14 protein-coding genes are annotated in these 12,278 nt (G+C 35.3%); 5 read left to right on the top strand and 9 right to left on the bottom strand.

From position 1 onward, the window contains the following. Positions 1-278: 278 nt before the first annotated feature. The 7 genes from Q3Y49_RS06230 to Q3Y49_RS06200 all read right to left on the bottom strand — a co-directional run bounded on the left by Q3Y49_RS06230 (position 279) and on the right by Q3Y49_RS06200 (position 5,281). Entirely contained in the window at positions 279-803 is a 525-nt protein-coding gene (locus Q3Y49_RS06230) for a UpxY family transcription antiterminator (RefSeq protein ID WP_303271424.1), read from the bottom strand. A 166-nt stretch (positions 804-969) separates the two neighbouring features. Continuing rightward, a complete protein-coding gene (locus tag Q3Y49_RS06225; protein ID WP_303271423.1) occupies positions 970-1,797 on the bottom strand; it encodes an ABC transporter permease in 828 nt (275 codons plus the stop codon). Positions 1,798-1,938: 141 nt separating this feature from the next. Continuing rightward, positions 1,939-2,145: a helix-turn-helix domain-containing protein gene (locus tag Q3Y49_RS06220; protein WP_303271422.1), complete on the bottom strand. Its 207-nt coding sequence runs from the start codon at positions 2,143-2,145 to the stop codon at positions 1,939-1,941. Positions 2,146-2,148: 3 nt separating this feature from the next. After that, positions 2,149-2,670: a DUF2975 domain-containing protein gene (locus tag Q3Y49_RS06215; protein WP_303271421.1), complete on the bottom strand. Its 522-nt coding sequence runs from the start codon at positions 2,668-2,670 to the stop codon at positions 2,149-2,151. Positions 2,671-2,726: 56 nt separating this feature from the next. Then, positions 2,727-3,305, bottom strand: a complete 579-nt coding sequence (locus Q3Y49_RS06210; RefSeq protein WP_303271420.1) for a YceI family protein — start codon at positions 3,303-3,305, stop codon at positions 2,727-2,729. Between the two features lie 98 nt (positions 3,306-3,403). After that, positions 3,404-4,693, bottom strand: a complete 1,290-nt coding sequence (locus tag Q3Y49_RS06205; RefSeq protein ID WP_303271419.1) for a hypothetical protein — start codon at positions 4,691-4,693, stop codon at positions 3,404-3,406. Positions 4,694-4,723: 30 nt separating this feature from the next. Beyond that, complete coding sequence (locus Q3Y49_RS06200) at positions 4,724-5,281, bottom strand: YceI family protein (protein WP_303271418.1); 558 nt, start codon at positions 5,279-5,281, stop codon at positions 4,724-4,726. Between the two features lie 254 nt (positions 5,282-5,535). Between Q3Y49_RS06200 and Q3Y49_RS06195 the strand changes: the two genes are divergently transcribed. The 4 genes from Q3Y49_RS06195 to Q3Y49_RS06180 all read left to right on the top strand — a co-directional run bounded on the left by Q3Y49_RS06195 (position 5,536) and on the right by Q3Y49_RS06180 (position 10,545). Next, positions 5,536-6,954, top strand: a complete 1,419-nt coding sequence (locus tag Q3Y49_RS06195; protein ID WP_303271417.1) for a GAF domain-containing protein — start codon at positions 5,536-5,538, stop codon at positions 6,952-6,954. A 91-nt stretch (positions 6,955-7,045) separates the two neighbouring features. Continuing rightward, complete coding sequence (locus Q3Y49_RS06190; RefSeq protein WP_303271416.1) at positions 7,046-7,975, top strand: ABC transporter ATP-binding protein; 930 nt, start codon at positions 7,046-7,048, stop codon at positions 7,973-7,975. 18 nt (positions 7,976-7,993) lie between these two features. Then, positions 7,994-9,319, top strand: a complete 1,326-nt coding sequence (locus Q3Y49_RS06185) for an ABC transporter permease (RefSeq protein ID WP_303271415.1) — start codon at positions 7,994-7,996, stop codon at positions 9,317-9,319. Between the two features lie 173 nt (positions 9,320-9,492). Continuing rightward, positions 9,493-10,545 (top strand): endonuclease/exonuclease/phosphatase family protein, encoded by a 1,053-nt coding sequence (locus tag Q3Y49_RS06180; RefSeq protein WP_303271414.1) that lies wholly within the window; start codon positions 9,493-9,495, stop codon positions 10,543-10,545. 121 nt (positions 10,546-10,666) lie between these two features. On the opposite strand, the gene Q3Y49_RS06175 is transcribed toward Q3Y49_RS06180, so the two are convergent. Both Q3Y49_RS06175 and Q3Y49_RS06170 read right to left on the bottom strand, forming a co-directional pair. Further along, positions 10,667-11,023, bottom strand: coding sequence for a hypothetical protein (locus Q3Y49_RS06175; RefSeq protein ID WP_303271413.1), 357 nt, complete (start codon positions 11,021-11,023; stop codon positions 10,667-10,669). Beyond that, the gene (locus tag Q3Y49_RS06170) at positions 11,010-11,234 is read right to left on the bottom strand and encodes a hypothetical protein (RefSeq protein ID WP_303271412.1); all 225 of its coding nucleotides are present in this window, start codon (positions 11,232-11,234) and stop codon (positions 11,010-11,012) included. Before Q3Y49_RS06170 ends, Q3Y49_RS06175 begins: the two co-directional genes overlap by 14 nt. A gap of 394 nt (positions 11,235-11,628) precedes the next feature. Between Q3Y49_RS06170 and Q3Y49_RS06165 the strand changes: the two genes are divergently transcribed. After that, positions 11,629-12,270, top strand: coding sequence for a hypothetical protein (locus tag Q3Y49_RS06165; RefSeq protein WP_303271411.1), 642 nt, complete (start codon positions 11,629-11,631; stop codon positions 12,268-12,270). The last annotated feature ends 8 nt before the right edge of the window (positions 12,271-12,278 follow it).

Raw genomic sequence — 12,278 nt, 5'->3', positions numbered from 1 at the left:
GATTACGGCTCCGCCCTTTCAGTCCCATTTTTGGAACTTAGCTAGCCTCCTATAATCCCCCAATGGGGGATGGGCACAGAATTTAATGAAGTAGTAGAAAGAAAATTTATCACTATTCTCTTTTTACCAGTCAAACCGGTACAACCGTCAGACCAATATGCTGAAACATTCCTCTCAATGGTTCAAGCGACTGATTGGACCAGGTTTCTCAACAATACAAGCTTTTCAGTATCAGCAAACAAGCACAAACGGACGCTTGCGCTATTGCAGTAACTCCACTAAAAATGATACTTCCTACCCTTATTATCTTCCTCTTTTCCAACTTTTTTCACTTTGGCCTTGCTTACCTCTGCTTTTAAGCTTAGGCCTAGACTTTCAATATATACAATTACTTTGTCTTTTTGAGCGATAATTATTTTACCTTGTTGTCCTTTCATACCTCCGTGCTGTATTTGCACTTTATCACCTTTTTCAAGGGGCTCCACACTTACTTCCTCATATTCTCCCAACAAATTTTGTATGGCTTCAATTTCCTTGGGGCGAATTTTTGCATCTGCACCCAAATGACGTACGAAGTTCACCACACCTGGAGTTTGCAATATCCGCAATCGCTCATGATCATCTTGAAACTTTACAAATACATAGGAAGGGAAAACAGCAACTTTTACTTTCTTTTTTCTATCTGACCACTGTCGTAATACCGTTTGGACTGGGCAATAGACTTCTATATGCTGATCGGCAAGCCTATCTGCAACCTTCTTCTCCGTTCTGGATTTCGTGTAAATAGCAAACCAATGTTCCATAAATTATAATATATTATCCAAAATTAATGCTTCTCACAGTTTATAAAAAGGATTTTAACTGATTTCGATGAAGAATGTGAGTTGGAAGTCAGAAGAGCGAAGTTGGGAGATGGATGTTGGAAGTGGGAAGTTAGGCAGAAGAAGTCTAGATTCTAGGCTCTAGCTTCTACACTATATCCGCCATTACTTTCTCTACTCTTTTGAAATACAGAAGTCCAGTGATGAAAAGGAGAATAACTATGCTAAAAGAGAAGTAAGCAAAAATACTGGGTGGGTCACCGCCTAGCAAACTCCATCTAAAACCTTCTACCACACCTGCCATAGGATTTGCATAATAGACAAAGGAGGCCCAATCAGGAATTCTGTTAAACACATCTTTAGCTTGATAACCTACGGGAGTCGCATATAATCCAAACTGTACTAAAAAGGGGACTACGTGCTGAAAATCACGGTATCGAATAGTCAAAGCGCTTAGCCAAATTCCGACTGCCAGTGCTGAAATAATGGTTAAGGCAATAAAGATGGGCAGATAAACAATATTAGCTGATGGAATAAACCCATAATAGATCATTAAAATCACCACAAATAGTAAAGCTATGGCAAAATCTACAAATCCCACTAATGCTTTTGATAATGGAATTACCAAACGAGGAAAATAGATTTTCTTCACCATCTCCTGGGCACCAATAATAGAATTACCCGATTGATTCAATACGAAAGAAAAATAGGACCAGGAAGCCATTCCGCATACAGCAAAGAGCGGGTAAGGAATTCCACCAGTATCAACTTGCGCTACTCTTCCAAAAACTACCGTAAAGATCACAAGAGTGGCTAATGGCTGAATAAATGCCCAGGCTAAACCTAAAAATGTTTGAGCATATCGAACTCTCAAATCTCGGTAGGCCAAAATGTAAAACAAATCTCGGTAAGCCCATAATTCCTTCAAATTAATGTGCCATTTCGGTTTGGAAGCGTCAACAACTAGTTTTTCCATGCTACTTGAGAATGATATACAGCGTTTTAAATTAATTTACAAATATAGGGGAAAGAGTTAGAAGTTTAGAGTTAGAAGATTGTCAATCGAAAATCACCCTAAAAATTTGAAATAGCTAAAATAAAAAGCTTGAATAAAATTCTACTCTTCCCGATATTCCAACAGATCGCCAGGTTGACAATCCAAAGCTTTACAAATAGCTTCTAAAGTGGAAAATCTGATCGCTTTAGCTTTGCCCGTTTTTAAAATTGATAAATTAGCAACTGTTACCCCAATGATTTCAGCCAATTCTTTCGATTGCATTTTTCTTCTGGCCAACATGACATCTACATTTACGACTATAGGCATGATTTAAACAGTTAATTCATTTTCTTCTAATAACCTCTGTCCTTCTTTAAAAACCTGGGTTAAAATAATTGCCGCAAAAGCAAAAAATACGTAGCTAAACTCTATTTTGAGTCCAATTTTACCAGGGCTAAGAGCAATGAACTGGATGATTACTAATAGTAAAGCTAAGCTGCTTATTCTACTAAATGCTTTTACGTTATCTTTAGCAAAAGTTCTGATACTCTTTATATTAATCATAATTTCCTTTCCATATCCCAATATCAGAAACCAGACAATTAGTATGGCCAGATTTTGGATAATCACAAAGAAAGATACCCAAAAATTACCCTCTCTTAAATTATAAACAATGTGGCCCGAACCTGTACCAGATAAAGATACTGATTTTAAGAATTCTGAAAGAACGATAGTGTCGTTTACGAATGAACCGATAAACATTACGATAATTAAACCTGCTAATAAGGCAATAACAACCCTTGCCACCTGCATCAATGCTGCACTAATAGATAAGATAAGATTACTTTTCATAGTTCTACTTTTATTTATTATTGGCAAAACTAAACAAAATTATTGTTAAACAATAATTATTTATCGTACATATTTAATTCTATCTTGAATTCTACTTCAATATTCTCATTGACTTGCACCATTCCGAAGAACTTTTCAGGTGCTTCTAGTCCAAAATCTGTGATGCAAAGCTGCATTATTGCACTAGAAGTAATTGCATTATTATGAAGGCTATTTTCTACTTTTACTTTATAATTCTGTTTTTCTCCGGCCATCTCAATCATAATATGAGCCATATTGTGATCTGTGATTTTAGTCATTTTAAAAATGATGTAGGGATAATTCTCGTATTCTAATAAATCATGGAAATCATCCGTCATTTGGGAATTGGGGCATTTAAAATTGAGGACTTTTAGGAAAAGTGCCTCATGTTGAATTTCTATCTCATTTCCTTTTTGGTAAATAGCTACTTCAAATTCATTTTCAGGTAGGTTAGCACGGTAGCTACAATTAAAACTATTAACATTTGTGGTTCCATGGATTTCCACATATGAGGTTTGGGTATTGATTTTCACCAGTTTCTTGCTGTTCTGTCCAAAAACAGGAGAAAGCCCAATCAGAGAAAGAAGTAGAATATGTAGAAATGAAAATTTCATTTAGCTTTTTAATCCAAGGGTAAATTACGTTTTGTTTAATTTAAAAAAAAGCGATGAAGCATTGCTCCACCGCCTTTCCCTAAACAAGATGCTTCAAATTAGAAACTAATTGCTGCTTCAATCATCACACCCTTGAATTCTGCTCCTGCAAATCGTCCTGCCCACGCATCACCATTATACTGTTGATTTACATACTCTACTTTAGTAATGATGTTATCGGTTAAGAACCAACCACCACCGAAGTTCAATCGGCTAATGTTCATGTCCTCTGTTGCAGCTTCAGCCATTTTACCGTTTACGGTATTATAACGTCCACCAATGTAGTATCGATCATTTGCTCCAAATCTGTACAGTGCTTCACCTGCAATTTGAGTCATGGCACCATCACCTTCATTCAAACCGCTAGCTACTTCATAGATACCGAAGAATTCAAATCCTCCTGCTTTAATAAATGGGTTGATTTGTACTGCAGATATCTTGGTGAATCTCGCATTAAATCTGCCATCAAAATCGCTTCCTTGAGCCGCAACACCTTGCGCGTCATTTCCTACTGTATGCAATACTTGGTAATATCTAGAACCTCCACGGTCACCACCGTACAACCAAGTTCCAGTACTTGTTCCAGTATTTACATACCAGCTACCAGTTAAACGGGCTCTGAAATCATCACTGATTTGTTTGTCAAATCCTAACTTGGTGTAGAAAGATAATTTATTATCCGTTCCAGAAGTTACGCTTTGGTTTAATTTACCGTTTGTAACCCCAACTACTGCCAATAATCCATTGTTTTGAACAGTTACTTCACCAAAAGCTTCAGTAGAGAATGCATCCATGATATAGTTACCGACAAAAGGGTTGTAAATGGCTCTTGCATTATCAGTTCTTCTGAAGTGTGCGTCACCATAATTAAACTCATCCAAACCTACGGTTACGGTTGTGTATTTCATTACACCTTCCATAAAACCTTCGCTAATGAAATCCAATTTATCAATTTGTAAGTGACCCCCTTTTACCCATGCTTCCGCGTGGTGACGAGCAGATAAATAGGTACGTAAGTGTAATCTTACTCCATCATACATTTGAACATCTAAATTTAAGTTTGCAGTAGGTAAGTTCATATTGCTATTCAACTCTTTCAATTCTAAACCTGAACCAGCCGCAGCGTCATTACTTTGACTTAAGCCTTGAAATTGCATGGCAAAATCACCACCTACTCTTACTTTAATTCCTTCATATTCTACTGTATCAGCTTTTGAAGTTTCAAATACATTTAATCCTGGTTGCCCTACTGGTCTGAAAAACTGTAGGTTTCTACCGTCCTGTGCGAAAAGCACTTGCGCAAAGCCCATTAAGAGGGCGATCATTGTGAATCTAAAAAACGTTTTCATGGTTTTCTTATTTAAATTGTTGTCTTTGATTTATTTATATTGTGCATTAAATTTTATGGTTACTTGATCGCCTGTTTTGATTGTTCCAAATACCGCAGTAGGTGGGTCAATTTCAAAAACAGACATTTTGAAGGTGATATCTCCGCTGAATGCAATGCCATTACTTGCATCTGCTGTTACATTCATATTGACTATTTTACTCACTCCTCCGATAGTTAGTAAGCCTTTTGTACTCATAGTAGTCTTATTTCCATCCACTTTTACATTATCCATTGAGCGGAATTCATATTTGATAACCGGATGACTTTTAGCTTTCAAAGCTTCATAAGTGTTATCATCCATTGCAGATTTTCCACTTTTCAAACTTTTCACCGGCACATTAAAACTTAAGCTTTTAATACTTTGTAAAGCATCGCCTTTTATTTCCACATCCGCTTTTCCATCGAACTCCTCAGCTTCAATTGTCCAATCATGAACTGTGGAAGTTCCATCAATGCTTAGTTTAGTATTGCTTTCGTTTACCGTTAATTGCTGTCCGTACACCAAGGGTGCAAAAAACAGCATCATTATGATCATTAAATTTCTCATAGCTTTTGACTTTTAATTATGATGTAAAGGTGGGCGGTAAATGCTAGCGAAACCATGATCTACGTCATAGAAAAATATGATTAATTGCCCTGAGAGTGTTATAGTGACTCTTTTGCACAAATCATATAAATTAAATTGGTTACTGATTGTAACAAATGGCTAAAAAAATCTGGAAGAGGGGTGTATTTTCTAATGCTTTATCATATTTTTACAAAGATAGCTTTTGGAAAAGGCTTCATATTAATCAATTCATTATGAACATATTTACAAGGATAGTCGAGTTTGGAATCACAGATAACATATCTGATTCCGTTAAGACTAAAATAAGATTAGGGAATATTCTTAATTTGGCTTTGATTATTATCATTAGCTTTTATGCTATAATTTCTGGATTAGTCATACCCGAGGTTTTGCCGTATTGCCTATATGGCCTGGTCGCTTATGTGATTGTATTGAGCACCTCCTATTTTGGATTGAATGTTCTGAGTAGATTTCTAATGTCTATTATGCCGGCATTGGTAATAGGAATGCTACATGCAGTTATCATGCAAGCAGAAGATATGATTCTCAAGGAAATTTATGCCTTCCAAATTGTCGGTTCTTTAATTGCATTTAGCTTATTTGATTATAAAAGAGCTCAATTTTGGTTGCCAGCATTTATCATTTCCATAATTCCAGTCCTCTACATTCATGAATTAAATAACTATTTTGATACCAGCTTTGACAACTCCACCTTTCAGCAAGCCTGGATCAGGACTACAGTTCTGTTTGGAGCGTTCTTGTTAGGAGGGTTTCTATTTATCTTTTTGCAGAGACTCAATCAAAAAGAATTCGACAAAGCACAAGAGCTTACTAATCAATTTGCCGATGAAAACCGAAGAGCCACAGAAAAGGAGAAAGAACTAGAAGAGTCTTTAGGTCAACTCGAAAAAGCACAAATTGAAGAAAAGAAAAGGGCATGGGCTACAAAAGGTTTAGCGGAAATAGGCTCACTCCTAAGAGGAGAAGAGGATTTAAAAGTATTAACAGATAAGATTATCACCTTTGTGGTGAAGTATTTAGAGGCTAATCAAGGAGCATTATTTTTATTGGAAAATGAAAATGATCAGGATTTGATGCTTACCCTAAAATCTGCATACGCCTTTAATCGTAAAAAGCATTTGGAAAGAAAAATGAATCCTGGAGAAGGTTTGGTAGGTCAATGCTATCTAGAGAAAGATTATATTTACTTAACCGAGATTCCTGAAAGCTATATTACCATTAAAAGTGGTTTAGGCGATGCTAATCCAAGATCAATTCTGATCACTCCAATGATTGTGAATGAAGAAGTCTACGGCATTTTTGAAATTGCATCATTCCATACCTTTGAACAATACCAAATAGATTTCATGTTAGAAATGGGGGAAAATATTGCCATGCAACTAAACAGCCTCAAGAATAACGAAAAAACCAAGCATCTTTTAGCTGAAATGCAGGAGCAATCAGAGCAATTGCATTCGCAAGAGGAAGAGATGAGGCAAAATATGGAGGAATTGCAAGCCACTCAAGAGCAACAAGAGCGACAAGAAACAGAGTTGAGATCGGAATTAAATGACGTTAAAGAGGCCAAAGAAAGAATAGAAAAACAGTTAGAGCAAAAGGAAAAATTAATTGATCAATTGCAAAAAGGCTAACAACCACTTATCAGCAAAATAATGCAATTATAAATCTATTTATTGCAGTTAATAATTATTGGAATACATTTGTAAAAAAAATTACATCAACGTGCATATACTTACCGCAAAGAACCTTAATAAAACATTTCATGAAAATGTAGCGCTTCATAACGTGGAATTAGAAATCCCAAAGCAATCAATTTTTGGCTTGTTGGGTCCAAATGGAGCAGGAAAAAGTACTTTTATTAGAATTGTAAACCAAATCATTAACGCTGATAGCGGTCAGATCCAAATCAATGGGGAGAATTTAGCTCCAAAGCATATTGGTACAATTGGCTACCTCCCTGAGGAAAGGGGCCTGTACAAAAAAATGAAAGTTGGCGATCAACTATTGTATCTGGCTCAATTAAAAGGCCTTTCAAAAAAAGAAGCTGTACAAAAAATTAAGGCTTGGTTGGAAAGATTTGAGGCATCGGATTGGTTAGATAAGAAAATCGAAGACCTATCTAAAGGAATGCAACAAAAAGTGCAGTTCATCTCTACGGTGATGCATGAACCGGAATTGATAATTTTAGATGAACCTTTTTCGGGTTTTGACCCTATTAATGCCAATCTGATAAAAGATGAGATTTTAAGCCTGAGAGAGAAAGGAAGCACTGTTATTTTCAGTACACACAGAATGGAGTCGGTTGAGGAAATGTGTGACTATATTGCATTGATCAATAAATCTGAGAAGATTTTAGACGGTGAAAAATCTACAATCAAAAATCAATTTAAATCCAATCAATATACTTTAGTACATAGAGGCAACGGTATTTCAACTAATGATACCTTCAATCTGGAAAATAAATCAGAATTGGGCGATGGGTTACAGCAATCAACCTTAAAATTGATATCAGGCTCCTCCTCTAATCAAGTACTACAGGAATTGATTAATCAAAATGTAGATATTGTGTCATTTCAAGAGGAAATTCCATCCATCAATGACATTTTTATCCAATTAGTAAAAGGAGATAAACAAAACATTCCAACAACATAACCTTAAAATAACCATCAGATGAGCAAGATAGGCTTAGTAATTAAAAGGGAATTCGACAGCAGAGTTAAAAAGAAAAGTTTTTTATTAGCAACCATATTAGTTCCATTACTTTTTCCTGCAATAATTGGCGGTATGCTGTATTTCGCTATAGAAGAATCCAAAAATGCTGAACAACAACAAGTTTATGTTTTGGATGAAGCAGGAACCTTTAATTTCGAAAACGATAACAAATATGCTTTTGAAGAATTAAACATCAATTTAGAGGAAGCTAAAACTATATTTACTGAAAGTGAGGCTTACGCACTTTTGTATTTACCAAAATTGGAATTGAGCGATCCGCAAGGGATCACCATGTACGCCAAAAAGAATCCTAGTTTGCAAGCCAGCTCCTATTTTGAAAATCAAATAGAATCTCAAATTCGAGATCAAAAATTAAAAGCTAGCGGAATTAATGAGGAGGAATTAGAAAGTTTAAAAACCAATATAAGCTTAAGTACTATCAACGTATCCGATTCTGGAGAGGAAAAAGCGAGTAGTGCAGGCGTTGCTTATGGTATTGCTTATGCCTTTAGTTTTCTTGTTTATATGTTTGTTTTGATTTACGGAAGTCAAATCATGCAAGGCGTTATTGAGGAAAAATCGAGTAAAATCGTTGAAATTATTGTTTCTTCTGTGAAGCCATTCCAACTTATGATTGGAAAAGTAGTAGGGGTAGCTTCAGTGGGCTTATTACAGTTTGTAATTTGGGTAGTTTTGATTTTTGTTCTATCATCAGCTGTTTTTAGCATGTTTGATTTGAATCCTGCCGATATGCAAACTGCCCAGCAAAGTATGTCGGGCATGAATGGCAATACCGAAGCACAGGAAATGATGGAGAATTCTAAAGTAGGGGAAATACTCAATATCGTTTATGATATTCCTTATGCCTACTATATATCAGTTTTTGCTTTTTTCTTTGTCAGTGGATATTTATTGTATGGTGCCCTATTCGCAGCAGTTGGATCAGCGGTCGATAATATCTCCGATGCTCAGCAATTCACCATGCCGATTACCATGCCTATGATTATCGGGTTCTTAGGAACCTTCATGTTCGTAATGCCCGAACCGGATGGGAATGTTAGCTTTTGGTTGTCCATTATTCCCTTCACGGCTCCTGTAGCCATGATGGCCAGGGTTGCCTTTGGTGTTCCTGCTTGGGAACTGGCTTTAAGTATGGGGCTGATGATCGTTGGATTTATTTTTACTATTTGGATGGCTGGCAGAATTTATAGAATTGGAATATTAATGCATGGTACTAAAGTGAATTACAAGACCCTATTGAAATGGGTGAAAACAAATAGTTAGTGGCTAACTTGAGTTACTTTTTATATAAAAAAGCTAACAATTGAACTTCCATTAAATAGATATGATCTATTTGAAATTTGTCATATGTAAGCAATTTTTAGTGAATACTATTTTATAATCCAATTTAGTAGAATGATTTTATTATCTTGAACAGACTATAGAAGCCAGAACTATTGATAGATTTTGTTAAGATTCTCATTTATGTTTTAGGAAGTGTTTTGATACTTATCAGCTTACTTCCTTTAATTCGTCATGATTATTGGACTTTTCGTGTTTTTGAGTTCCCTAGAGCGCAAAAGTGGGTTTCAAACCTAATCATAGTCATTGCCTCCTTTCTCACATTCACCGCTGAAGAATACTTTTCTTACGGTTTTATACTATTACTTATTGCAAACCAATTTTATTTAACCTATCAGATTTATCCATATTTACCCTTTGCAAAAAAGCAGATTGATTCTGTGCCAACTGACCGAAAACCTAGCATTAAACTATTAATTGCCAATGTTCTGCAAGGTAACCGGGACTGGGGAAAATTGGCCAAAATGGTACAGAAAGAGCAATCTGATATTGTATTACTTTTAGAAACTAACGAATGGTGGAAAGAAAAATGTGTCAATGCTTTTGGTAATGATTATAAGTATCATGTCCTAGAAGATAAAGAGAATACTTATGGTATGCTTTTATTTTCAAAATTGGAGCTTATCAATACAAGAGTTCACCATTGGATTAAAGATGACATTCCGTCAATTGAAACGGATATCAAGTTAAATAATCGTCTAATAAAACTATATGCGATTCATCCAGAACCCCCAGTACCGTCTGAAAATCCAAAATCTACAGCTCGTGATGCTGAGATTTTACTTGTAGGACAAAAAACCCAGGCTGATAAAACACCCACAATTGTGGCTGGTGACTTGAATGATGTGGCATGGAGTTATACTACTGAGCTATTTTTAAAAATTAGCGGTCTATTGGATCCGAGAAGAGGTAGAGGATTTTTCAGCTCCTTTCATGCAAAGCACAGTATTGCCAGATGGCCGTTAGATCATGTTTTTTGTTCAGGACATTTCCGACTGCAAAAAATGAAAAGAATGAGCGATATTGGATCCGATCATTTTCCTATGTTTCTGCAACTGTATCTAGCTAAAACAAATGATGATAGTGATGAATTGGAATTGGAAAAAGAAGATAAGATCTTGTCAAAAGAAAAAATTGAAAAGGCTTAGCTGCAAATGAAAGCTGAAAGGCGTACAGCTTAAATAACTGATGAAAGCACTTTCAGTCTAAATACCTAACTAAAAAGAAAACTGAGGCAGGTTTTTGCTATTCTTAAAATAAGGTTAATTACTAATCCAATTCCTTCTCAAAAGTGAAAATTACGGTGTTCAGCTGTCCTCTGCTATCTTTCAAAAAAAGTTCAATTACCATTTCGTTGTTAGCTATAGTCTTTACTTGCATGAAACATCCATCCTCCCGATAAAAATACCCGTCCTTGTTTGATCCTACTAATTCAAAACTTGCAATATTAGGCCAATATCTGGCTCCAGCGCCTGTCCTGGAGATAATATTTTTAGCAATCAATAAAGAAAAATCCAAATCTATTGATTCCTCCTCTGTTTGATCAAAGGATTTGGTGCAAAGCCAATTCCCTTGAATTTCTTCTTGTATATTTTGATAGTTTACTTCCATCTTAATCGATCTCATTTATTAATATATCCCGTCTTGACCGAAACCCAAAATGATCCATTTTCCTTTTAGTTGAAAATTCCTGCTGGCCAATGGTAGTATCATTGATCTCATTCATTGGTGCTAGCAATTCAGTTGAATACAAAAAAGTAGAAATACCAATATTGCCAGGTGAGTTCATAGGAACCCACCAAAAGGCAATAATTGATATAACTAAGAAAAACTTCATCCCCTAAGCTTTTTATCAAAGTTCGATGGATAATCTAAAATTGGCAATACCCAAAAATGGGTATTTTTATTTCGCATAAGCTTCAGCATGAAGTAAAATATGTTCTGAAAGTCTCATTTAATTCATTTTTTCTGTATAATTTGTTTCTAAAGAAGTACGGATGGTATGCATATATGAATAAATTAAACTAGTACTATTTTATAGCATAGATCAGAATTTTGATGTTGAAAGTATTGACCTACGCAAGCTTTTAAATGAGCTTTTTCGAGAGGATATTACCGATTCTTGTCTTATGAAAACAAAAGCTCTGAAAGGTCTAATTGTCAATATTTAATAGAGAAGTTTTAGCATCCTTGCTTTAACTACAGCGAAAAAATAACAACAAAAAAATTCAATGATAGCTTTAATGATGATGATGAAAGGGAATGTCAGGCTAAATGTGAAGCGAGTTGTTAGAAATGTTGCTAAAATGATCTTAGATAATATGAAGAAAACCCTTACAAAACTCGCATGCATCTGGATACTTGCTGGTGTATGTTTTTTTGGCACCACTCATAACATAGTCGCCCAAAAATCCCCTTTTGACGAAACGCTTAAGGTTTTTGAAACTAGTTTGATGGTTTTTTTTGAATCAAAGTTATTTTTAGAGATAGATACATCAACGGCTTCTGGAAAAACAGCCTTATATGCTGAGTTGCAATTAGTCAAAATGAAGGCTGAATTTATCGGAACGGATCTGACTAAAGGTGATTTATATTCAACATTGAAATCATCAAAAAACTCTGCGATTATTTCCCTAACATATGGATTGCTGGTTTTCAACCAGCTAGACTTTAAATTCGCAGATTATTTCTTAAATAAGATGACGAATCGAGAAATGCTAGATCAAAAGGAAAAGAGCTGTATTTTAGCTACTCTTAAAGAGCATAAAGTAGATGAAAAAAGAATTGGAGACTTTTCGAAAACAGATAGATCCAAGGATCTTCAATTATATTTTTCCAAATTATTAGGATTTTTTACTGGATGTAATTCTTAAAAGACATA

Source organism: Marivirga harenae (assembly GCF_030534335.1).
Classification (GTDB): domain Bacteria; phylum Bacteroidota; class Bacteroidia; order Cytophagales; family Cyclobacteriaceae; genus Marivirga; species Marivirga harenae.
This window is presented reverse-complemented; position numbering and strand designations above follow the sequence as displayed.